The sequence below is a fragment of the Alteromonas sp. a30 genome (assembly GCF_026788005.1).
Taxonomy (GTDB): Bacteria; Pseudomonadota; Gammaproteobacteria; order Enterobacterales; family Alteromonadaceae; genus Paraneptunicella.
This window is the reverse complement of the sequence record NZ_JABEPE010000010.1, coordinates 1-24332: the sequence shown is the minus strand read 5'-3', so window position 1 is coordinate 24332 and position 24332 is coordinate 1. Positions and strand designations below refer to the sequence as shown.

Here is a 24332-nt window from a genome sequence, read left to right as displayed (position 1 = left end):
AATAGATTTTCGATGGATTGGTAAGTTCGCAGAAATCTTTTCTCAGATCCCTATTTTTTAGCAAAGACATTGCAAATTTCGTTCAAAGTGCAGGGTACTAGAGTGGTTTTGCTTTGCTATCGAGCAGATCTGAGTTAGATTGTACTGATTAGTTTACATTTCGCTGTGTTCAGGAATTCGAATGAGACTCGAGATTATCTGCCAAGACAGATTGGGTATTGTACAAGATCTGTTAGACATTCTGGTTAAATATCAAATCGATTTGCGTGACATTGAGATTGATGGAACTGGAAAGATTTTTCTAAATTTCCCTAATATCGAATTTGAAGAATTCCAACACTTGATGCCAGAAATTCGAAAGCTAGATGGTGTCATGGATGTGAAAACCATTCCTTTCATGCCTATTGAGAGGGAAAAGAAAGAGCTTCGAGCATTACTTGAAATCCTGCCGGATCCTATCTTCTCAGTCGATACTAAAGGAAGAGTTATCCTCGCAAATGAGGCCGCCACTTCAAGTTTAGAGATGGAACTTGAAGACGTTAAAGACAAAGAAATCGGGGATTTAATAAAAGGCTTTAACTTTGCCAAATGGTTAAATTCAAAAAGCATTTCCTCTGAAACTCACCGAATTAAATTTATTGAACAAGACTTTGTCGCTGAAATGCTCCCTGTCCAAGTGACAGAGTACGGCGAGAAAAACGTACTGGCCGGTGCGGTTATTATGCTCAAGTCAGAATTTCGTTTAGGCCAGCAAGTTCACGCCTTTCACCAAAGTACAGAGGATGGCTTTGCTCATATTCAGGCAAATAGCTCAAGTATGAAACGTGTTGTACGGGAGGCGAAGAAAATGTCTGAACTTGACGCGCCAATTCTGATTTTTGGCGAAACAGGTACAGGTAAAGAGCTCATTGCTAAGGCTTGTCACAAAGCAAGCCGCAGAGAAAATGGCTCCTTTTTGGCGCTTAATTGTGCGGCGATCCCCGATAATGTTGCTGAGACAGAGCTATTTGGATACGGCCCGGGGGCATTCGGCAATCAAAATAGCAAGCCGGGGTTGTTTGAACTTGCTAATGGCGGCACCTTATTTTTGGACGAAGTAGGAGATATGTCCTCGCATCTTCAGGTTAAATTACTTCGTGTTTTACAAGACGGGAGTTTTCGACGTATCGGCGACGAAAAAGAAGTTTCTGCAGATGTTCGTATTATTTGCTCCACCCAAAAAGACTTGGGGCAGATGGTTGCCGATGGCTTATTTCGTGAAGATTTGTACTATCGCTTAAATGTACTGAGTTTGGTTTTACCAGCCTTAAGAGAACGTAAACAAGATATTATCCCATTATCAGAAGACATTATTAAACAGAATTCCGCGAAGCTAGGTAGACGTCCACCTAAGTTGAATAAGTCTTGCGTAGACTTCCTTACAAACTACCCTTGGCCCGGAAATATTCGTCAGTTAGAAAATGCCCTTTATCGGGCCTTGTCCTTGTTAGATGGTAAAGAGTTAAGTAAAGAGCACATTCAGTTGCCTTCTTGCGCTGGAACTATCAATTATATTTCGGAAGATTTTGATGGCACATTGGAGCAAGAAGTGAAGCGCTTTGAGCGTGACCTACTTAGACGTATGTATCCTTCCTACCCAAGCACTCGTCAACTCGCCAAAAAGTTAGGTTTAAGCCACACTGCTATAGCGAATAAGCTGCGGGAATATGGCATTAATCGGAAGACTGTAAAGGTATAATGACAAACTTGTATTGTCTCCTTTACATAAAAAACAAGAGATAGCAGGCAATTGAGCCTGCTTTTTTGTCCCTATCCTTTGATGTAAATCAATTTTTACGGATATTCCTTTACATTTGGTTTACATCTCAAAACAGCGTTCTCTACTGCATTCTGGCTTTTGTCGCTAATATGCAGGCATGTATCTATTTAGTTGTTATCAAAGAGATAAAAAATGAGCGTTAATGAAGCATATAACCCTTTGGGTACTGATGGTTTTGAGTTTGTTGAATACACGGCTGCTGATGCTGAAGGTATTCAAGCTCTTAAAGATTTGTTTCTATCGTTAGGTTTTGCAGAAATTGCAAAACACAAATCAAAGGATGTTTGGTTGTTCAAACAAGGAGACGTGAATTTTATTGTTAATGCAGAGCCTTCATCACAAGCTGAGGAATTTGCCAAAGTCCACGGCCCAAGCGTGTGTGGCATGGCATTTAGAGTGAAGGATGCTTCTGTTGCGTTGCAACATGCGTTAGAAAATGGTGGTAAACAGTTTGCCGGTAATATCGGAGCAATGGAGCTTAATATCCCCGCCATTTATGGTATTGGTGAAAGTACTCTTTACTTTGTCGACCGCTATGGTGACAAAACGATTTATGATGTTGACTTTAATTTCTATCCAGACTACCAAGAGCGTTTAGCGAAAATGGACGCGGGTTTACATACGCTCGATCACCTAACTCATAATGTTAAACGTGGCAATATGGCTGTATGGTCTAGCTTCTATGAGAATATTGGTAATTTCCGCGAAATCCGTTACTTCGATATTGAAGGTAAGTTAACAGGCTTGGTCAGTAAGGCGATGACAGGTCCTTGTGGTAAGATCCGCATTCCAATCAACGAGTCTTCTGATGATAAGTCTCAAATCGAAGAATATTTGAAAGCCTACAATGGTGAAGGCATACAGCATATTGCGCTATCCACTGACAATATTTACGAAACTGTTCGTACGCTGAAAGGCCGTGGAATGACATTCATGGATACGCCTGATACTTATTACGAGCAAGTGAATCAGCGTGTACAAGGACATCAAGAGGATGTCGATTTGTTGCGTGAATTGCGTATCCTAATAGATGGTGCCCCCGAGAAAGACGGCATCTTACTGCAAATATTCACCGATACGGTTATTGGTCCAGTGTTCTTTGAAATTATTCAACGTAAGGGTAATGAAGGATTTGGCGAAGGTAACTTTAAGGCATTGTTTGAGTCGATTGAACTTGATCAAATTCGCCGTGGTGTTATTTCTGAATAACCCTAACTAAATCAAATTAGTAGAGAAAAGCGAGGTCGAGAAAACCTCGCTTTTTGTCGTTAAAATATTCCCATTGAATCAAATGAGCATTCAATAAAGGCAGATAATATGAAATTAGCTACGTTAAAAAATGACACACGAGACGGGCAATTAGTGGTTGTCAGTAAAGATTTATCTAAAGCAGTTGCCGTAACCGAAATTGCAGCCACCATGCAAAGTGCGCTAGATAACTGGGACCAAGTTGAGCCGCGCTTACAAAGCGTTTATGAAAAACTTAATGCGGGTGAAATGGCGCAAGCGACCGATTTTGAACAAGCAAACTGTGAATCACCCCTACCACGAGCTTACCAATGGGCAGATGGCAGTGCTTATGTTAATCATGTTGAGTTAGTGCGAAAAGCGCGCGGTGCAGAAATGCCAGAAAGCTTCTGGACTGATCCACTTATGTACCAAGGTGGCTCGGATGATTTTATCGGCCCTCGTGATGATGTACTACTTCCCAGTGATGAATGGGGCATTGATTTTGAAGGCGAAGTTGCGGTTGTCACAGGTGATGTACCAATGAGTGTCTCACCGGAAAATGCAGGTAAGCATATTCGTTTGTTAATGCTAGTAAATGACGTATCGCTTCGTGGTCTGATTCCCGGTGAATTAGCGAAAGGGTTTGGCTTTTTCCAATCTAAACCGGCAAGTGCATTTTCTCCTGTTGCGGTAACGCCTGATGAATTGGGTGATAAGTGGCAAGATAGCAAAGTTCATTTACCACTGCTTTCTGAATACAATGGAAAAGCCTTTGGTAAGCCTCAGGCCGGTGAAGACATGACTTTTAATTTTGCTGAGTTGGTTGCACATGCCGCTAAATCTCGAAATTTAGGTGCAGGTGCAATTATTGGTTCGGGAACGGTATCAAATAAGCAAGGAACAGATCATGGTACGTCCATTGACGAAGGTGGTGTAGGTTACTCCTGCATTGCTGAAGTGAGAATGATCGAAACGATTCGCGATGGCAAACCGAGCACATCTTTTATGCGCTTTGGTGACACGATTAAAATCGAAATGTTAGATGAATCAGGGGCATCAGTCTTCGGTAGTATTGAGCAAACAGTTAAGCAAGCTTAATCATATATAGGGAGTGCCGACGCTCCCTTTTTTATGCAATTCGTTACATATTCCAAATAGGTCAAGTATGAAACTTTACGGTTATTGGCGCTCATCAGCGACCTACAGAGTTCGATTGGCGCTCAATCTTAAAGGGATTGAATATCAGTACGAACCCGTTCATTTAGTGAAAAATGGCGGTGAGCAATACTCGGGGAAATACCAAGCACTCAATCCAGCACAGCTAGTTCCAACGTTAGTGGATGAAAAAGAAGCGGTCACGCTAAACCAATCTTTGGCCATTATTGAATATTTAGAGGAAGCCTTTCCTGAGTCGCCTCCCTTAATTTCAGGCTCAGCAAGACAAAAAGCGCTAATACGCACTATTGCATACGACGTTGCCTGTGATACGCAACCCATTGCAAACTTGCGTGTGCTTAACTATGTCGCAAAAGACTTAGCACAAGGTGATGCGGGTAAGGTAGCGTGGGCTAAACATTGGATTGCAAAAGGACTTGCATCTTTAGAGACTCGAATAGCTCCTACCTCAGGTCTTTTTTGTGTGGGAGATGAGGTGTCTTTAGCTGATGTTTGCCTTATCCCGCAGGTATATAATGCTGAGCGATTCAATATCGATTTAAGTCCATTCCCAACAATCAAGCGGGTTGCCGAGCATTGCAATTTCCAACCTGCATTCATACAGGCTTTGCCTGAGAATCAACCGGATGCAGCAGAATAGGGGATAATGTAATGAGCTTCTACATGAGGTAAGAAGCTCATTGTATCCAGCTAAAGAGGAAGTTCCGTGGTATTTTTTACCTGCTTAAGTGCAAAAGTGGAACTGATATGATCTACACAAGGCAACTGAGTTAATTTCGCTTTTAGTAGCTTTTCGTATTCTTCAACGCTTTCTACAATAACTTTCAGCAGGTAATCCTTGTCCCCGCTTGTTGTATGACATTCCACAATTTCGTTAATATCTTGAACGGCTTTTTCAAAGGCGGTTAGTGAAACACTATCGTGGTTTTTGATTGAAACGTAGATAAACACACTCACGCCAAGGTTTAGTTTCTTATGATCAAGAATCGTCACTTTTTGTTTAATAATGCCTTGTTTTTCTAGTTTCTTTACACGTCTCCAGCAAGGTGTGTGAGAAAGCCCAACACGTTGACTCAACTCAGCCATTGAAATCGTTGCATCCTTTTGCAGAACGCGCAGGATTTCTTTATCAAACTTATCTAGTTTCATGATATTGCTAATGTCCGTGATTCGATTGCGGTTTTAATATGAGCGCCGCTTCAGATAGAAGCGCAAACTATAATATAAGCTTCTGTGGCAACCAAGATTTGTTATTAGATAAGATGGTAAGAAGTTATGTAATTAGAGTTAAAAATGTATCAGTAAAGCGTTTTCATTTTCTTTTTCATGTGTCTTTTATTGGCCTGTTGGGTGGATTTATTTGTGTTCTGTGGTGTCGATGAAAATGATTAAAATGGGGTGAAGAGTTTACATATCGCTGCTTATATAAGCATTGGAATAAAAAGATTACAGATCCTACTAGGTCTGACCACTGCTTTCACAACTTGAAGCGTCTTACCCCAAGAAAAATTAATGTAAACTCTCGCCAAACTAAAAATAAGGAACTCTACAAACTATGTCGTTATTTGAGCACCATGAATTTGATCAGCATAAAGAAGTTGTATTTTGTAATGATGAGAAATCAGGTTTAAAGGCAATAATTGCAGTTCATAATACAAACTTAGGCCCATCTTTGGGCGGTTGTCGTATGTTTCCTTACGCGAGTAGCGAAGAAGCGCTTACCGATGTATTACGTTTGTCCAAAGGCATGACTTACAAAGCGGCGATGGCAAATCTAAAGCAAGGGGGAGGAAAGGCCGTCATTATTGGCGATCCTCGCTCCGATAAAAGCAAAGAAATGTTTGAAGTGCTTGGTGAGTTTGTTCAGAAATTGGGCGGCGATTACATTACAGCGGAAGACTCTGGAATTAGTGTATCTGACCTGCAAATAACGGCGCAAAAAACAGAGTATGTATCTGGCATCAAGGCCAAGTTTACTTACGATGGTAGCCCTGCTGATGGAAACCCCGCTCCCGGTACAGCCTATGGGGTGTTTGTTGGCTTAAAAGCATCTGTTCAATATGGCCTTAACCGAGACCTACAGGGTGTTAAGGTTGCCATTCAAGGGCTAGGGCATGTTGGTTATCGCTTAGCGCGACATTTACACGAGGCTGGCGCAGAACTTTTTGTTACCGATATTTATCCTGAGCAGCTTGAAAAGGCGCAGCAAGAATTTGGCGCAACAATTGTCGAGCCGCAAGATATTTTTGGTTTAGATGTTGATGTATTTGCACCTTGTGCGTTGGGGGCTATTATCAACGCGACGACCTTGCCTCAGATTAAGGCGAAAGTGATTGCAGGAGCAGCCAATAATCAATTGGCAAATGAATCATTCGGTCAGGCGTTACGTAAACAGGGAATTTTGTACGCCCCTGACTATGTAATTAATGCTGGTGGCATTATTGATATCTATCATCAAACGCAGGATGGGACGCCCGCAGAATTAAAAGCGCACTTGGATGCAATAGGCGATACGTTAGTTGAGGTGTATCGGCGAGCGGATGAGGCCGACGAGGCTACAAATATTATTGCTAATACCATTGCAGAAGAGCGCTTCGGTAAATAACAAGCCATGAATTTTAGGCCAGTAGGTGACGTAAATATCATCAATTTGCTGGCCTTTTGCTCAAGGAGATTATGTAAGCGTGAATACAGCGTTGCATATCTCGAAGTCATTGGGCATAATGCCCGCCGCTTAGTTAAATAAGCGCTTAATAATTTCTATGGTGGTCCTTTCGGTCCTCTCGCAATGATAACTGGTGAACCCGGTCAGGCCCGGAAGGGAGCAGCCGTAGCGAGTGACTCATGTGCCGAGATGTGGCTGGTTGGACTGCCACCCAAATTCCTTTTTATGTGTTCAATCTTAAGCTGGCATGTTGATGTGCGGCATCTGAAATATCACACCCCAAATAATATCTGTTCAAATTATCTGCTGCCACTAAAGTCGCGCCAGAACCGAAAAAAGGATCGGCAACTACATCGTTTTCGATTGAACTTTGCTTGATTAACGTTTCGATTAATTCCACAGGCTTTTCTGTAGGATAACCCCGCCATACGCGTTTAAATGACAATACATCTGGAATACCAAGATCGTTAAGTTTACGTTTACCTTTTTCAAAGAATAGAATGAATTCGTAACGAGCACGATAGTGATAGCCCATACCAATCGCTTGCTTATCCCACACCAAAGGTTTCCAAAACTTAAATCCTGCTTGTTCTGCAATGGGTTTAGCAATAAACATAGTTTCTTGATCACAAAACAAATAAAAATGCGCGTTAGGTTTAAGTACGCGGTAAATTTCTTTGAAAAGTGTATCGAACCGACTGTTAGGAAAAATTGCAAACCACTGGTTACTTGAGCCATTGCTGACTTTGAGCCTTGTAGTTGTACCTTTTGCTCGGTGTTTTTCTAAGGATTCGTAGGGGGGATCGGTGATAACTAGATCAATGCTGTTGTTATTTAGGCTTTGTAACCACTCAACGGCATCTTGCTTTGCAAAATTGTACACAGGTATTTGCTCTTAAAAAGCGGCGGAGAATATCAGTAGATCTAAGGCAGGTGAAGTGATTACCTGCCTTTCTTTGACTAAGTGAGTAAGAAAACGACGGAGTGTGTTTTTAGTCGACAGCGGCTCTACGTTCGTTCAGAATCTTCATCGATTTATCAATCGCTTGTGCCACTTCTTTTTGCATTTGGCTTCTATCGTTAGAGCTCAGAAAAAACGCCATATCGACTTCAAACCGAATATATCGTGGTGGGACCTGATTTAACGCAAGGCAACATAAATCGGCCAGATAATCGGCATCCTTAGTGTTTTGTAAACCTAACTCCCCGATCCGCTCTAAAACTAAGTGCTCATAGTAGTTGTGAACATCGTCATCTAATTTCATACAAACTCCAGACTCTGATAACCTAAATTTCAGCTCATTTAGGCAATAATATAACAATATCAATCGGACAAGATATGAAAAAAAATACACACCCTGTCTATTACGGTGACTACCTTCAGCTAGATAAACTTCTCTCAGCTCAATCCCTTCAGTCTAGCAAGTATACAGATCCTGCCCATGAAGAGATGTTATTCATTGTAGTGCATCAGGTGTACGAATTGTGGTTTAAACAAATTTTGCACGAATTGAGTTCAATAATTGATATTTTTTCGCAATGTGAAGTTAAAGATGAACAATTAACTATTGTTGTACATCGTTTGAAGCGTGTTCTTGCAATACAAGACCTGCTGAATGATCAAATAGCGATTATGGAAACCATGACGCCTCAGCAGTTTCTCGCATTCCGTGATTATTTAGTTCCCGCTTCCGGCTTTCAAAGTATCCAGTTTAAGATTTTGGAAATTAGCTTAGGTTTAAAGCATCAATATCGAATTGAATTCGACAAACAGTCGTTTTTTCAACGTTTAAAGACAGAAGATAGAACGTTTTTGGAAGATCTAGAGAAAAAAGCAAGTTTATTTGAACTTGTAGAAAAGTGGCTAGAACGTATGCCATTTTTAAAATTTGAGAATTTCGATTTTTGGCAGCATTACCGCAAAGCAACGTCAGATATGCTGAAAAGTGATGAGGCTATTATCAAAAACAACCAGTATCTTAGTGACGCCGATAAAGCCAAGGAGTTAAAAGATTTAGCGTCAACCGCTGACTCTTTTGATGCACTACTTGATCCAGAAAAGTACCAGCAAGTAAAAAATAGTGGTCAGTTTAGAATGTCACAAAAAGCGGTATTGTCTGCACTGTTTATCCAGCAATATTCAGAAGAGCCTATTTTCAACTTACCGTGCCAATTTCTGCATCAACTGGCAGAAGTTGATGAGAAGTTGACGATTTGGCGTTACCGTCATGCCATGATGGTGCAACGAATGTTGGGAACGAAAATTGGGACTGGAGGATCATCAGGTCATGATTACCTGAAGAAAACCACCGATTCAAATCGTATATTTAAAGACTTCTTCAATATGGCAACATTTATACTCGCTAAGTCCGCTTTACCTCCATTACCTGATAACGTTAAGAAGTCACTTGGTTTTAGTTAGTCTATTTTTCATCAAGACAGTTTGTTGATTAGGACTCCATACGAGGTAGGTGCGATGGGTGCTGCCTCGTGGTTTCTTATAATGTTGAAAAATCCACACTATTTTAGTGTGATTATTGACACATTTAACACTTTCTACTACGCCTTTATTAATTAGAACAAGGCTTTAATACTTACCCAGCTACTTTGCAAAGACAACGTTACAAATTTGGTTATATCTAAGAACATAAATACTTTCAGCTTAGGGATTAGACAAAGAATCCGCTTGCAAGTCGTGGATTATTTGTTAAGTTGATAGGAGTAACTAGCCTTAGACTTTGATTATTGACCGAAGTTCAATCAAGGTTGTATGATGCGGGTCGAGGTGTTCTAACCTTACTGAAAAAAGTTACCTACCACACACTGGGTAACCTTCAAAAATAATATATACAAGAACGAGTGCTCCAGGGAGACAACACATGTATACAAACTCAAAACTGGCTAAGTCAGTACGATTAGCTTTAGCTTTTGGTGCCGCCTCTGTTACAGCTCTTTCAGCAAATACTGCCTTCGCTCAAGAAGGTGCAGACGATGTTGAAAAAATCGCTGTTACAGGTTCACGTATCCAACGTGCCAATATGGTTAGCTCAAGCCCGGTAACAGAGATTACTGCCGAAGATATCGCGATTAGTGGTATTACAAGGATTGAGGATTTACTTAACGATATGCCTGCAATCTTTGCTTCGCAAACAGCGAATACGGCAAACGGCGCGACAGGTACAGCAACAGTTGACTTGCGTAACCTAGGTGCAGAAAGAACATTGGTACTTATCAATGGTCGTCGTATGCCTTCAGGTTCTCCTATCGCAGGTGGTATCGGTGCTGACATCAACCAAATTCCAGCGGCTATGGTTGAGCGTGTAGAAGTATTGACTGGTGGTGCATCAGCAACTTACGGTTCTGACGCTATCGGTGGTGTTGTTAACTTCATCATGAAAGATGACTTCGAAGGCATCGACTTCGATTTCCAATACAGCTTCTATCAACACGATAATGACAATGCTTACCTTCAAGGCGTAAACGCTGAAAGCGGTTATAACGCGCCAACTGATAATGTCACTGACGGTAACACTCGTGACTTCTCTGTTGTTATCGGTAGTAATACTGCTGATGGTCGCGGTAACGTAACAATGTATGCTACTTACCGTAACATCGATGAAATTCGCCAAGGCAGCCGTGACTACAGTAACTGTGCTCTTGGTGGTACTCCTGATGACTTCTTCTGTTCAGGTTCATCTACTCTTCCTGAAGGCCGCATTACGGACTTTGGTTTGAACGCTGCTGAAGGTCTTCAAGGTTTCGACTATATCGTTCAAGGCGACCAATTCGTCGACAGAAACGGTTTGACTTATAACTATGCACCGGGCAACCACTTCCAACGTCCTGACCAACGTTACACATTAGGTGCATTTGGTCACTATGAAATCAATGAGCATGCAGATGTGTATGCTGAAATGATGTTCATGGATGACAGAAGTTTCGCGCAAATCGCTCCTTCTGGTGCGTTCTTCGTAACTAGCTCACTTTCTTGTGGTAACCCACTTCTTTCTGAGCAACAGTTCGATGCAATCTGTGGAATCAACGGATTAACTGAAGACGATTTTGCTAACGTATTCATCGGTCGTCGTAACGTTGAGGGCGCTGAGCGTTCAAATGACTTACGTCACACTTCTTACCGTGGTGTAATGGGGATTCGTGGTCTAATTAACGACAACTGGTCTTACGACGTATTTGGTAACTTCAGCCGAGTAGTGTTAGCTGAAGTTTATCAAAACGATTTATCAACAACTCGCATTGGTCGTGCATTCGATGTAGTTGAAGACGCAGATGGTAACCCAGCTTGCCGTACCGCATTACCTGACCCTGTAACGGGTGCTCCAGCTGTAGATCCAGCTTGTGTTCCTTGGAATGTTTTCCGAACTGGCGGTGTAACTCAAGAAGCGCTTGATTACATCACGCTTCCGCTATTTGCAACAGGTGAAACAACATCACTGCAAGTGGGTGGTTTCGTAACTGGTGACTTGACTGACGCAGGTTTCGTAGTACCTGGTACATCTACTGGTGTTAACCTTGTATTAGGTGTTGAGCGTCGTACTGAGAAGTTAGTATACAGCCCTGACCAAGGTTACCAATCAGGTGACGGTGCGGGTCAAGGTGGTCCAACAGCATCCGTTTCTGGTGATTTCGACGTTGAAGAAATCTTCGGTGAAGCGTTAATTCCATTGGTTGAAGGTCAGGCTTTTGCTGAGCAAATTAACTTAGAATTAGCATATCGCTACTCTGATTACTCAACTGATAAAACAACTGATACGTATAAAGTGGGCTTAGACTGGAATATCAATGACGATGTTCGTTTCCGTTCGAGCTTCCAACGTGCCGTTCGTGCAGGTAACGTACGTGAGTTGTTCCGTCCTCAAACAGTGGGTCTATTTAACTTAGATACTGATCCTTGTGCAGGCACAAACCCTGACTTTACAGAAGAACAATGTGCTCGTACCGGCGTAACAAGTGCTCAGTACGGAAATATTTCTGCTAACCCTGCTGGTCAATACAACCAGTTGAGTGGTGGTAACCCAGACCTAGAGCCAGAAGAGTCTGATACAGTTTCATTTGGTTTGGTATTAGCGCCAAGTGCTATTCCTAACCTAAACATTGCATTGGATTGGTTCAACATTGAAGTAACAGATGCAATCAGTGAAGTTCCTCCTGCAACTATTTTGGCTAAGTGTGCCGAATCAGGTGACGCAGCGTTCTGTTCACTCATTAATCGTGGTGCTGCCGGTGACCTTTGGATCAACAACCAAAGCTTCATCCAATCTACAGACATTAACATTGGCTTCTTTGAAACTTCTGGTGTTGACTTTGATGTTTCTTACGAGTTCGGTTTAGCTGATATGGGCGACTTGAAACTTAACTTAGTTGGTACTTACCTAACTAAGTGGGATCAAGAACCTGTACCAGGTGAAGGTGTTCAAGATTGTGCTGGTGTATGGGACCGTGGTACTTGTGGACCACCTACTCCAGAACTTCGCTACAACGTTCGTGCTTCTTGGGTAACACCTTGGGATGCAACGATTACGGGTACAATCCGTTATATCGACGAAGTTACAGAAGCTGTATTCGATGGTAATAACAACCGTACAGATGGCGAAACTACATTAGATAGCCAAGCTTACTTTGACTTAGCGGCGACTTGGAATGTATTGGAATCTACGCAATTACGTTTAGGTATAAACAACGTATTTGACGAAGAGCCACCACTACTTCCTGATGCGCCTTCTGGTTCTGCGAATGGTAATACATTCCCTCACTATGACAACCTAGGTCGTTACATCTTCATGGGTGTGAACGTATCGTTCTAATCTTTGATGAGTAATGAAGAAGGCCAGCTTTTATAGCTGGCCTTTTTTATATCCAAAAGAGCAGGTAAAAATTAAACTCAAAAAATAAAAGCCATATAAAACAACATGTTATGCTGAAAAAAATTGTAACATATGAGTGTGAAAAATATACATTTTTTGTAGATTTAGAATAGCAAGTTGATTGATTTATCGTCCGTAAAAGGTGAGGATAGATAGCTCATAACATTTTTGGGAGTAAGTTATGTTTAAGAAAAGCATTGCCGTATTTGTGGCAAGCCTATTACTAAGTGCATGTGGAGCAACATCTGATATTAAAACAGCAGATGTTGACACTAAAAAAGAAAAGATTGCCAAGTGCATGAAAGAAAATAAAGAGCACAAAGAAGATTGTGTTTCTAAAGAATCCGTTGCTAGAACGGGATTAGTGTGCAGAAACGAAATGGTTACGGGAAGCCGTTTACCTAAACGCATTTGTACTACAGCTGAGCAACGTCGACGAGAAGCAGAAGCTAGCCAAGGTATGGTAGATCACATGCAAAAAAGAGGTTTTACCTCTACTAGCCGTTAAGTCGGTAAGAATTAGTCAAAATGATTCATTGAGACTCTGGTACTACTGGAGTCTACCTCTCGTCGTCGATATACTCGGTGCAACCGAATCGATCAGAAGTGCGACGAAAGTTAGCTTCTTTAAGCAGTGGCTAATCTAAAGTAATATGACTAATTCACAAAATACATTTGAAGCTGCGTTAGCAGCTCACCAAAAGGGAGAACTTGAACGAGCTCTCTCTCTTTATTCCGACCTCCTTACCCATTCCCCCAATAATGCAGAATTATTAAGTTTGAAGGGAAGTGTCTTATCTCAATTAGGCCAGTTTGATGAAGCTGAAAATCTACTCAAAGGCGCGCTGAAGTTAGAGCCAAAAGAGGAAGGTTTCTGGGTTAATCTAGCAACTCACACCGTGAGAAAAGGAGATCCAAAACAAGCTACCTCTTTATTAATTGAAAATATTCCTGATGGCTCAATGAATGAGCAATCGTGGCAATGCCTCGTCAGTACATCGTTGGCATCAAATCAAAAGGAAATTTCAGTCGAGGCATTAAAAAAGCTGCTAACAATTCAGTTTAGCTTAAAGCGCTTAATTTCACTTTCCCAATTGCTTGTAAGAATGGATAAAAAGTATGAAGCAATCGCCATACTTGAACAATATCAAGCACAAGCAAGATATGATGCGTCCTATTGGCATGTATTGTGTTGGTTATATGATGCTGAGCACCTATGGAGTAAACTTTCTCAAGCGGCTCAAATGTGGTGTACTCAGTTTGATACAGATAAAAATGGGTATCGATTTCTTGCCTCAGCATTTTTTCAACTTGGTCGCCAGCACGAGGCTATTTCTGTCTATGAAAAACTGCTTTCGCTGCCTTCAAATCAGGATGACGTTGAAACTTTGAAGGACAAAGCGAAATATGTTGAGTTATGTGTCAGTTCTTTAGCGCTTGAGAAAGCGCAAGAAACAATAGAACAATTAACTTCGGTGTCGTTTAATGCTCCTGGTTTATTCAATGCACAAGCACAATTAGCTATCTTTCAAGGTGATAAAGAAACTGCCAAGAACCTTTGCTTAGAGTGCATAAAGCAGTTTCCCGAGTACTTAACTATTTTCATTCAGCTAGTCCGAATTGAGTCTGGGCTTATTTCTCTATCGCAATTGCAATTACTAAAAAAAGCAGCTGGTAGTGATCATCCTGAAAATGACTCACTTGCGTTTGTTGTAGCGCACTTTTATCACGATGCCGAAGAATATTCTCTGGCCTATGAGTGGTATCAAAAAGCCAATGAGTTGAGACAGAAAAGCAATCAAGAGAAAGGCGCTGAATACAACAAAAATGATGCAGAAGACTTTTTTAAGCGTGTTCTGGACGCTTCAACATCTCTCCATCATAAATTTTCTGAATTGTTTGCTTCGAAGCAATATGAATGCAGTCCTATCTTTATCATTGGAATGCCTCGCTCAGGTACGACGCTGTTGGAAGGAATGTTGGCGTGCCACCCTAGTATCCATAAGACGGGTGAAAGAATCGAATTTCCTAACCTACTAAGTAGCATTATAAAAGGAGATATTGATGAAGAGCGACTCGGAACGGTCTTAACCTCCTTCGTTGATGAATATGTTACGAAAGGCAATAATCAGGGCAAAAGTTGCTTTTTTATTGATAAAAATCCTGCCAATTATATGAGTGTTGGGATAATTCGCACTTTGTTCCCCAATGCTTTAATTATTAATATTGAGAGAGAGCCACTAGAGACAATCTTTTCTATCTTTAGGCATGAGTTTAGTCATTTATGGTCTTATGCAACTTCCTTAGAGTCAATAGCTCACCAATACGGCGTGTATCAGAGATTTATTGCAAATTGGCGAAGTGAGAGTCGCCACTTTATCAATATTTCCTATGAAGAGCTGGTAAAAAATCCCCAAAGCTTTTTTGAATCTCTAATGCAAACATTAGGCTTACAAGGTGAAGAAATAGATTTGCAGCAAGGTATAGAAGCTCAGGCATTTACTACCTTCAGTGCTTTACAGGTTAGGGATAAAGTTTCCAATTTTAATGGCGTCGCCAAGCATTATCTTCCATTTATCTCAAACCTACCGGAGTTAGAAAGTTACATTAAAGGCGAGGTGCTGTCATGAGCGCTAATAGCTGGGATAACTTTTGGAAGCATACTGCTAAAGATAATCAGATGCCTTGTTTTGGTGAGCAAACAGCAACACTTCAGGGCACATGGGAACAGCTATTTTCTTCATTAACGTTAGCAGAACGACCATATTTAAATGTGCTGGACATTGCTTGTGGGGATGGGGCTTTAATACATCATTTCGCTAAATATAACACTTTCAATACGGCTTTAAATTTATATGCAAGCGACTACTCTCGAAGTGCTTGCGCAGAGACGTTAGAACGTCATGCTAAAATAAACGCGGTTTGTTGTGACTCTGCTAATTTACCCTTTGCGAGTGCAAGTTTTGACCTTATTATCAGTCAATATGGCATTGAATATTCCGGCCAAAAGGCATTTGAAGAAGCAATACGTTGCCTTCGTGATAATGGCGAATTTGTCGCTATTGTCCACGCAAAAAATGGTTCTATTTATCAGGAGTGTGTTGCCAATGCGAAGGCCACCAAAGCCTTTTTTGATTCGAATGTGCTTGCCCAAGGAAAACGTGTCTTCGCCACCGCCGCAGAGGTGATGGCAAATAGAAAACCACAATCTGCATTTGCCTCTGAAGATAAGGCATTCTCTTTGTGCGTAAATCAATGTAAAGCTATATTCGCCGAATACAGTCAACACATCGCCGGTGGATATTTATTTCGCATATTCTCTGAATTAGGGCATATGTTTTCGAAGATACAAAGCTATAACAGCCAAGATGTTTCGGATTGGATTGATAATACGTCCATTGAAATGAAAGCCTACCAGCGAAGAATGGCTTCAATGGTTGAGAGTGCTCAATCCGAAATATCACTACATCAAATTATTGATGCTTGCCGAGAAAATCAGAAAGCAAATGCCGAGTTGATTCAAACTTTAAGTCCGCTGCATGGTGTCAAACAAGATAAATCTGAAAAAATCGATGACTGCATCGGATGGATCCTACGTCTGAAAAAGAAAAAAGTGTGAGAATGAAACATCTAGAACAAGCTATCGCGGCCCATCAAAGTGGAAATGCTTTGCTGGCAGAAGAACTTTATCAGAAACAATTAAAAGAAGCGCCACAAGAACACAACACTTTGCAATTGCTTGGGCTTTTGAAAATGTCCACCCATCGCCTAGATGAAGGGGCAAGGCTAATGCAAGAGTCTTTGCAAGTGGAGCCACAACAGCCCCATGTTTGGAATAACTTAGGTGCGTGTTTTAAACGTATGAATAAGTTAGATGAAGCCATGGAATGTTTCGAAAAGGCGATAGCACATAAGCCTGATTTTAAAAGCGCACATAAAAATATTGTGAAGTTGGCTATGCAGCAGCAGGATCTTGCCGCGGTTTGGCGCTCAGCGAATAACGCGATGTTAAAAATGCATTCGGATACTGATGTTCGGTATTTATACGCTAAGGCTGCGAATTTTGTTGGTAAGTATGACACCGCGATTGAAGTATTTGAAGAATTACTGGCAGGTGAGGCTAACAATATAAGCTTTCTGCATGACTTAGGTATTGCTTGCAGAATGAATGGAGACTTGGATAAAGCGCTGCTTTGCTTCAAGAGAGTTAAACAAGCAAAGCCCGAAAACTTCTCAATTTATCATAATTTAGGTAATACTTATTCTGATATGGGGAATATTGATGAGGCGATAGCGAATTACGAAGTGGCGCTACAATACAACCCAACCTACGTAGAAACGCATAAAAATCTTAATCATCTACTATGGGAATCAGAGCGAAATTCAGAATTTTTACTTTCATTTCAGCCTCTTCTAAATACTGGTCAAATATCTCCACCTTTACTGTTTTCATATATCGAACTGTTGGTTTTTGCTAAAGCGTGGGAATCTGCTTTAACCACACTTGAGCAATATAAATATATGCTTGAGTCCGAAGCAGAATTTTATGGATTCAAAGCAAGCTGCGAATTTGCTCTAGAGCATTATGACGAAGCTATCGACACGCTTCGGTTTGGTGTTAGTTTAACCAAGCACCAAGGGTTGAAGAGAGAACTGGGGCATCAGTTGGTTGAAGCTAATCGTCTAGAAGAGGCAGAAGCCCAGTTAGTTGAACTATTAACGCAAGAGCCAAATGATCAACTAGGAATCGCACTGTTGGCTTATTGTCGAGAGAAAAGCAATCCTGAATGGGCAGAAAATGTAAATGATTACGAAGGTATGATTAAAGAATACAACCTTCTGCAACGCTTGGAAGAAAAGCTTGGAAAAGATTACCTAAATGACATAAAAGTGTTCTTGTTGAAACAACATTCTGCCCAACGTGCCCCACTAAACCAAACGCTAGTCGAAGGGACACAAACAAAAGGAAATTTGTTTAAGAGTCAGGAAACTTTGATTCAAACGCTAAAAGAAATCTTATTAGAGTGTGTAGAGGACTATAAAAACACATGTGCATCACTACCGAGAAATTTTCATGGTGAAAGGGATGTTGGCGAAGTTGAATTTGCTGGGGCGTGGTCGGTTAAATTAAGTCACAATGGGCACCATAATAGTCACATACACCCAGAAGGCTGGCTAAGCAGTGTTTTTTACCTTGACGTTGTTGTCGGCGATGAGGTGAAAAAAGAAAGCTGGTTGCATTTTGGAAGTCTTCCATTGCAAAGAAGTGCAAAGACAGAGCCGGTTAAATATATAAAACCGGAGGTAGGGAAGTTAGTTCTATTTCCTTCTTATATGTGGCACGGGACTCTGCCGAATGGCCTATCAGATAAGAGATTAACCATTGCTTTTGATGTTCGTGAAAACGATATGGTAATTTGAATATCCTGAATTTTAATATATTAAAATATGCATAAAAATCCATTTTATATATTTTGATTAAATAATAAACGTGGGTAGTGCCATTAATTTACCGTAATAAAATTACGTATTTAGATTAAATTTACTACGGATTTCCATAAAATGCTTTGAAATGTTTCCAAATGTGCCGAAATAACTATAAATGATGTTTAAATAGTGTTTTCTACCATAGTTCTTTAGGCCAGATCGGCTTGACTTAGCGTTGTCTTCCGTGTGAATATCCTCGAGTTCCAGTGTCTGACCTTGATGTCTCGGTCGATGCTGAAATCCAATAAAATAAAACGTTTTTAATCGTCCCTTGTTAACGGCATCAGGATGCTGAAAACGAGGATTCAAAACTAGACAATTGGTTGGGAACTATGTCCAAGATGAGCAAGAGAAATATTATTGCTTCTACAATTATGGGGGCCTTCGCCCTTAGTAGCAGCCCCGCAGTCTCTGCAGATCCTCTCGTCAACCTGCAAAAAGAGGAAGCAAAAAATCACGCCGCTGCGGTTAAATCCCAAACGCGTATTAATAAGCTTTACGAGCAGACTCAAGACCTTTTGGTTGAGTATCGTCAGGTTCTAGATGAAACTGAAAACTTGAAAGTTTACAACGATCATGTTGCACGATTGGTTGCAGACCAACAAGAAGGTATTAACGACTTACAACGCCAAATCAACAGTATCGAAGGTGTTAAGCGTGGCGTAGTACCTTTAATGTACAAGATGATTGAGTCTTTAGAGCAATTCATCAATCTTGACGTACCTATTAACCTAGAGGAAAGACAAGCACGCGTAGCACGTTTACGCGATTTAATGTCTAACTCTAACGTTTCTACTTCTGAGCAATTCCGCCAAGTTTTAGAAGCTTATCAAGTGGAACTTGAATATGGTTCAAGCATCCGCGCTTATCAAGGTGAGCTATCATACAATGGTACAAATATTGCGGTTGACTTCTTCAACTTAGGTCGTACTGCGATGTTAGCATTGTCTCTTGATCAGAAAAACGCATGGGTTTGGAATAACGAATCTCGTGTATGGGAAGAATTGGGTGGCGAATACTTAGGTGCCGTAGTTGAGTCAGTTAAAATGGCACGTAAGATTGTTCCTGTTAACCTAATCAAGATGCCAATCCGAGCTGCGGAGTAAGAGACAATGAAGAATTTGTTTAAACTACTATTCGTCGGTGGGGCTGTAGCTTTGACGTCTGTTTCTGCACAGGCGGCGGATTCACTAGACGCACTTCTTGAAGAAGTTAAAAAGAACCGTATTTCTGAAGCACGAGTTAATAAACAACGTGAAGCAGAGTTCCAAGCAGCGCGTGCCGATAAGCAAGCACTTTTGCGAAAAGCGCAAGCAATGCTAAAAGCAGAGCAAGATCGTGGTGAACGTTTGAAAGCACAGTTTGCTGAAAACGAAACTACTTTAGCAAATAAAGAAGTTGAATTGAAAAACGCCGTGGGTACTTTGGGCGAGATGTTCGGTGTTGTACGCCAAGCATCAGCTGAGGCTTATGGTCGAATTTCTACTTCAATTGTTAGTGCTGAGTATCCTGGTCGTTCAGAATTCTTGGAAAGAATGTCGAACGAATCTAAAGGTCTTCCAGATATTAAAGAATTAGAAGACTTATGGTTCGCGCTTCAAACGGAAATGACACAGTCTGGTAAGGTGTCTCGCTTTACTACAGAAGTTGTAAGCCTAGATGGTGGCTCTCAACAAACTGAAGTAGTTCGTATTGGTACATTTAACCTAATAAGTGAGCAAGGTTACTTGGCTTACAAAGATGACTTGAAGCAAGTTCAACCACTTGGTCGTCAACCTGATGGCTACATGGTAAACAGTGCATCTAAGTTCTCTGCTAGCTCAAATGGTTTATTCCCAGTATATATCGACCCTTCACAAGGTCAGATTCTAGGATTGTTAACAGCTAAAGCAACATTAATGGAAAGATACCATGCAGGTGGCTTACCTGGTTATGTTATCACTGGTATGTTAGCGCTTGGTTTATTGATTGCACTTTACAAAATTATTGTTCTTACAGTAATGGGTGGTGGAATTAGAAAACAGCTAAATAATCTAAGCTCACCTTCTACTTCTAATCCTCTGGGTCGTATCCTTAAGGTTTATGAAGAGAACAAAGGTGCTGATACTGAAACCCTAGAGTTAAAACTTGATGAAGCGATTCTTCGTGAACTACCATCAATCGAAAGTGGTATTAACTTAATTAAGATTCTTGCAGCTATTGCGCCTTTACTAGGTCTACTAGGTACAGTTATCGGTATGATTGCAACCTTCCAACAAATCACATTGTTTGGTACAGGTGACCCTCGCATCATGGCTGGTAGTATCTCAATGGCATTGGTAACAACTGCACAGGGTATCATTGCGGCATTGCCTCTAATCTTGTTGCACAGCATTGTTGCAGGCCGTAGTAAATCAATCATCCACATTCTCGATGAGCAGGCTGCGGGTATCGTAGCGGCTAGAGCAGAAGGGGAGAAGTAAGATGTTATTCCTGATAGAACTTTGGGAATCTGTCAGGGATTTTATCGCTACTGGCGGCGATGTACTTTATGTTGTCGCATTTGCGCTCTTTCTAATGTGGATTTTCATGGTAGAGCGTTTTTGGTTCCTTAATTCGGTTTTCCCTAAGTTACAAAGCAATATAATTGCTGATTGGGAAAAGCGGACGGATACCACTTCCTGGTATGCGCATAGAATCCGTGACGCATGGATTTCAGAAGCGTCCGATAAGTTAAGTGAGCGTGTACTGTTAATTAAGACTTTAGTAGCAATGTGTCCATTAATTGGTCTACTTGGTACGGTAACTGGCATGATTGAGGTATTTGAAACCATGGCAACGCAGGGTACTGGTAACCCTCGTCTAATGGCAGCAGGTATCTCCAAAGCAACAATCCCGACTATGGCGGGAATGGTTGCAGCGCTTTCTGGTCTGTTCTTCAGCACCAGACTTGAAGCGAAAGTTAAATATGCCAAAGAAAAGTTAGTTGACAGTTTGCCTCATCACTAGAGAGATTTTTATATGGCTCGTAAACATCGTGCAGAAGAAGAAGATGCAAGCATTGATATGACCCCGATGCTCGACATCGTGTTCATCATGCTTATCTTCTTTATCGTAACTACCTCTTTCGTGAAAGAGGCGGGTATTGAAGTTAATAAACCTGATGCAAGTAATGCAACTAAGCAAAAATCAGCAAATATTTTCATTGCAATTAATGAAGATGGTGATGTTTGGATGGATAAGCGTGAAGTTGATGTTGAGCGTGTACGCGCGAACATTGAAAGAATGCTTGCAGAACAACCAACCGAAGTTGTTATTATCCAAGCAGACGTAAAAGCTGAGCACGGCAAAGTTGTGGAAGTAATGGATCAAGTCAAAGCAGCAGGTATTGCTAGGATTTCGGTCGCAGCAAAAGGTGGTTAATATGGGACGTCTAATAGTATCAGTATTATTAGGTGCCACAGTAACTTTTGCCTTGTTCGTTTTGATGGCTAAGCTGATCGAAAATTCAGAACGACCAGCAGATGAAGTGCCACCAACGCCGGTAATCGATATCGTGATGGATGAACCCGATAATGCGACAGAGGTGCGCCAACGTGTGCCACCTCCGCCGCCTCCACCACCTCAGCAACCTCCTAAGATTGAACCTCAGGAGCCTGAGGCATCAGATCCTGATGCAGGTGCGGTTTCATTTAATATGCCAGGAGTTGATCTTGGTGGTAACTCTATCGATATTGGTTCACCTGGTGCATTACAACGAGATGGCGAGGCAACTCCAATTGTTCGTATCGAACCGCGTTATCCGATTCAGGCTGCGCGTGACGGTAAAGAAGGCTGGGTTAGATTATCGTTCACCATTAACGAAGTTGGTGGTGTAGATGATGTTGAAGTTATTGAGGCTGAGCCTAGACGTGTTTTCGACCGCGAGGCGAAGCGTGCTCTCCGTAAGTGGAAGTACAAGCCTAAGATTGTCGAAGGTAAGCCCGTTAAACAGTTCAACATGAAAGTCCAATTAGACTTTAGATTGGAGGCTGGTTAATGAAAAAACTATTGAAAAGCTTATCTGCGTCATTCGTTGTCGTGGGAGCATTGTCGGCTAATTTTGCATACGCACAATCTACAGCCGCAGTAGTATGTCCGAATTACAAACAAGGACCTACTCAAATCCCGGGTCAACGAGTTGGTAAAAAAGTTCAAGCTGCATTTGAAGCTTACAACAATGATCAAGTCGATGAAGCAATCGCTATTCTTAAGGATATTGATGCTTCAGATGAGTTCGATCAGGCCTATGTTAACCGCTTTGTTGGTAATTTGATTGCCGGCAAAGAGGGGCATGGTAAAGAAGCTTTGATTTATTTATTGAAGTCAGTGAAAACCAAACAACTTAATGATAGCGAACACGCTATTACTCTAAGATTGATTGGTGACCTGAATATGCAGGAGAAAAATTACGAGGACGCCATCAAGTGGTATGACGCTTGGATCGATTTTACGTGTAAGCAAGACCCTGACATTTTCACGCGTCAAGCTCAAGCGTATTACGAAACTAAGCAGTTAGCCAAAATGATTGCTCCTGCGGACAAAGCTATCGCCCTCTTTGAGAAGCCAAATAAGAACCCTTATGTTCTTAAGATGACTTCTTATTATGAGAGAAAGATGTACCCTGAGACAATCAAGGTAGCAGAAACATTAGTGAAGTTATTCCCTGATAGTAAACAGTGGTGGACTCAGCTTGGTTTCTTCTACATGCTTGTTGAAGATTACAAAAAGGCATTAGCGACGTTTGAACTTGCTTATACTCAAGGTTATTTGTCGAAATCATCCGAGATTAACGCATTAGTTCAGCTTTATGCGACCAATGAAATTCCATATAAATCGGCTGTTTTACACGAGAAATATGTGGATTCGGGTTTATTGAAGAAAGATGCGACTAATTTGGCGCGAATTGCTAACTCTTTCCACAGAGCTAAGGAGTTTGTTAAGGCTGCTCGTTACTATGGCGAAGCTGCTGCGCTAAGTTCAGATCCGGAGCATTACAGAAAACAAGGTACATTGTTACTGGGTGCAGAGAAGTATCCTGAGGCGATAAAAGCGCTTAAGAAAGCCTTAGATGCAGGTGTTCAGAAGAAGGGTTCAGTGCATATGGCAATAATGGAATCTTACTTCTACCAAGGTAAGTTCAGAGAAGCTTACAAGCATATTAAAGAAGCGGGTAAAGACTCTTCCACTTCTAGAAGTGCTAAAGCTTGGGAACCTTACATCAAGGAAAAAGCAAAAAATCGGGGCATCAAGCTCTAAACTAAAAAGGCTCCTAGGAGCCTTTTTTAATGCCTAAAATCTAATATCTCTTTTAGAGTAGAGATTGCTTATTTATATTTAGTTACAACAAAAGTCTTACCTTCAAATTCAAATTTTCACTTTAAATGAATTGACCTAGTTCTTTGTAAATAGAAGATGTTGATGTACCAATTGATTCGGTTAAAATAATTCCTTATCGACTGGTGGTTAGAACATAAATGTCTAATTATTAGCGAGTTTTATAGAGAAGTACCAACCCTATTTTTGTTAATATTTAGAGGGTTTAAGACGAGTAAACACAATATTCCTACTAACAAAATGATAAAAATTAGTGAACATGAACTAGAATTTTTGTGGCGCTGATTTTGAAATTAAAAGTTAGCACTATAGGTCTATAAACTTGAAAACGCCTTTGAGCGTAATACTTAAACGTGACTCTCGTAACTTAGTTATTAGGAACCAAATATGAAACAAGTTAAGAAAACGAACATCGCTACTGCTTTAGGTGCAGTTGTATTAGGCTCTTTGGCCACTGTATCAATTGAAGCTAATGCTAACCCTTTTGCAATGAACACATTAGATTCTGGTTACATGCAAGAAGCTGCTGAAGGTAAGTGCGGCGAAGGCAAATGTGGCGAAGGCAAGTGTGGCGGCGCCAAGTCTAGCAAAGAAGGTAAGTGTGGCGAAGGCAAATGCGGTGAAGGCAAATGCGGCGGCAGCAAGTCTAGCAAAGAAGGTAAGTGTGGCGAAGGCAAATGCGGTGAAGGCAAATGCGGCGGCAGCAAGTCTAGCAAAG

The 24332-nt window shown here is 41.2% G+C and carries 21 protein-coding genes and 1 other RNA gene; 19 read left to right on the top strand and 3 right to left on the bottom strand.

Annotation, left to right across the window (positions count from 1 at the left end; genetic code table 11):
- Positions 1–181: 181 nt before the first annotated feature.
- From tyrR to maiA, 4 genes are all read left to right on the top strand, one after another.
- Positions 182–1738 (top strand): transcriptional regulator TyrR, encoded by a 1557-nt coding sequence (gene tyrR / locus HJG39_RS11120; protein WP_268409212.1) that lies wholly within the window; start codon positions 182–184, stop codon positions 1736–1738.
- 213 nt (positions 1739–1951) lie between these two features.
- Positions 1952–3028, top strand: a complete 1077-nt coding sequence (gene hppD, locus HJG39_RS11115; RefSeq protein ID WP_268409210.1) for a 4-hydroxyphenylpyruvate dioxygenase — start codon at positions 1952–1954, stop codon at positions 3026–3028.
- Positions 3029–3136: 108 nt separating this feature from the next.
- Positions 3137–4147 (top strand): fumarylacetoacetate hydrolase family protein, encoded by a 1011-nt coding sequence (locus tag HJG39_RS11110; protein WP_268409208.1) that lies wholly within the window; start codon positions 3137–3139, stop codon positions 4145–4147.
- 67 nt (positions 4148–4214) lie between these two features.
- Positions 4215–4865, top strand: a complete 651-nt coding sequence (gene maiA, locus HJG39_RS11105) for a maleylacetoacetate isomerase (RefSeq protein ID WP_268409207.1) — start codon at positions 4215–4217, stop codon at positions 4863–4865.
- 50 nt (positions 4866–4915) lie between these two features.
- Here maiA and HJG39_RS11100 read toward each other — a convergent pair whose 3' ends face one another.
- Positions 4916–5374, bottom strand: a complete 459-nt coding sequence (locus HJG39_RS11100) for an Lrp/AsnC family transcriptional regulator (RefSeq protein WP_268409206.1) — start codon at positions 5372–5374, stop codon at positions 4916–4918.
- Between the two features lie 406 nt (positions 5375–5780).
- On the opposite strand from HJG39_RS11100, the gene HJG39_RS11095 reads away from it, so the two are divergent.
- A complete protein-coding gene (locus tag HJG39_RS11095; RefSeq protein ID WP_268409204.1) occupies positions 5781–6830 on the top strand; it encodes a Leu/Phe/Val dehydrogenase in 1050 nt (349 codons plus the stop codon).
- Between the two features lie 167 nt (positions 6831–6997).
- An RNA gene (gene ffs, locus HJG39_RS11090) (signal recognition particle sRNA small type) lies at positions 6998–7094 on the top strand.
- A 19-nt stretch (positions 7095–7113) separates the two neighbouring features.
- On the opposite strand, the gene HJG39_RS11085 is transcribed toward ffs, so the two are convergent.
- Together HJG39_RS11085 and HJG39_RS11080 are read right to left on the bottom strand one after the other, a co-directional pair.
- Positions 7114–7779, bottom strand: a complete 666-nt coding sequence (locus HJG39_RS11085; RefSeq protein WP_442781021.1) for a DNA-methyltransferase — start codon at positions 7777–7779, stop codon at positions 7114–7116.
- A gap of 103 nt (positions 7780–7882) precedes the next feature.
- Positions 7883–8155 carry a late competence development ComFB family protein gene (locus HJG39_RS11080; RefSeq protein ID WP_268409200.1) on the bottom strand — a complete coding sequence of 91 codons (273 nt, stop codon included), beginning with the start codon at positions 8153–8155 and terminating at the stop codon, positions 7883–7885.
- A gap of 74 nt (positions 8156–8229) precedes the next feature.
- Between HJG39_RS11080 and HJG39_RS11075 the strand changes: the two genes are divergently transcribed.
- The 13 genes from HJG39_RS11075 to HJG39_RS11015 form a co-directional block, all read left to right on the top strand.
- Positions 8230–9312: a tryptophan 2,3-dioxygenase family protein gene (locus HJG39_RS11075; protein WP_268409198.1), complete on the top strand. Its 1083-nt coding sequence runs from the start codon at positions 8230–8232 to the stop codon at positions 9310–9312.
- 457 nt (positions 9313–9769) lie between these two features.
- Entirely contained in the window at positions 9770–12712 is a 2943-nt protein-coding gene (locus HJG39_RS11070; RefSeq protein ID WP_268409196.1) for a TonB-dependent receptor domain-containing protein, read from the top strand.
- Positions 12713–12953: 241 nt separating this feature from the next.
- Positions 12954–13280, top strand: coding sequence for a hypothetical protein (locus HJG39_RS11065; protein WP_268409195.1), 327 nt, complete (start codon positions 12954–12956; stop codon positions 13278–13280).
- 145 nt (positions 13281–13425) lie between these two features.
- The gene (locus HJG39_RS11060) at positions 13426–15402 is read left to right on the top strand and encodes a sulfotransferase (protein WP_268409193.1); all 1977 of its coding nucleotides are present in this window, start codon (positions 13426–13428) and stop codon (positions 15400–15402) included.
- Positions 15399–16391: a class I SAM-dependent methyltransferase gene (locus HJG39_RS11055; protein WP_268409191.1), complete on the top strand. Its 993-nt coding sequence runs from the start codon at positions 15399–15401 to the stop codon at positions 16389–16391. The genes HJG39_RS11060 and HJG39_RS11055 overlap by 4 nt, the downstream gene beginning before the upstream one ends.
- Positions 16358–18193 carry a tetratricopeptide repeat protein gene (locus HJG39_RS11050; protein ID WP_326849254.1) on the top strand — a complete coding sequence of 612 codons (1836 nt, stop codon included), beginning with the start codon at positions 16358–16360 and terminating at the stop codon, positions 18191–18193. Before HJG39_RS11055 ends, HJG39_RS11050 begins: the two co-directional genes overlap by 34 nt.
- 407 nt (positions 18194–18600) lie before the next feature.
- Positions 18601–19365 carry a DUF3450 domain-containing protein gene (locus tag HJG39_RS11045; RefSeq protein ID WP_268409190.1) on the top strand — a complete coding sequence of 255 codons (765 nt, stop codon included), beginning with the start codon at positions 18601–18603 and terminating at the stop codon, positions 19363–19365.
- A gap of 6 nt (positions 19366–19371) precedes the next feature.
- Positions 19372–20721, top strand: a complete 1350-nt coding sequence (locus HJG39_RS11040; protein ID WP_268409189.1) for a MotA/TolQ/ExbB proton channel family protein — start codon at positions 19372–19374, stop codon at positions 20719–20721.
- A gap of 1 nt (position 20722) precedes the next feature.
- A complete protein-coding gene (locus tag HJG39_RS11035) occupies positions 20723–21247 on the top strand; it encodes a MotA/TolQ/ExbB proton channel family protein (protein WP_268409188.1) in 525 nt (174 codons plus the stop codon).
- Between the two features lie 12 nt (positions 21248–21259).
- Positions 21260–21661: an ExbD/TolR family protein gene (locus HJG39_RS11030; protein WP_268409187.1), complete on the top strand. Its 402-nt coding sequence runs from the start codon at positions 21260–21262 to the stop codon at positions 21659–21661.
- A gap of 1 nt (position 21662) precedes the next feature.
- The gene (locus tag HJG39_RS11025) at positions 21663–22277 is read left to right on the top strand and encodes an energy transducer TonB (RefSeq protein ID WP_268409185.1); all 615 of its coding nucleotides are present in this window, start codon (positions 21663–21665) and stop codon (positions 22275–22277) included.
- Complete coding sequence (locus HJG39_RS11020; protein ID WP_268409184.1) at positions 22277–23536, top strand: tetratricopeptide repeat protein; 1260 nt, start codon at positions 22277–22279, stop codon at positions 23534–23536. Before HJG39_RS11025 ends, HJG39_RS11020 begins: the two co-directional genes overlap by 1 nt.
- A 465-nt stretch (positions 23537–24001) precedes the next feature.
- A partial coding sequence (locus HJG39_RS11015; protein ID WP_268409183.1) for an HvfA family oxazolone/thioamide-modified RiPP metallophore occupies positions 24002–24332 on the top strand: 331 nt, incomplete at its 3' end.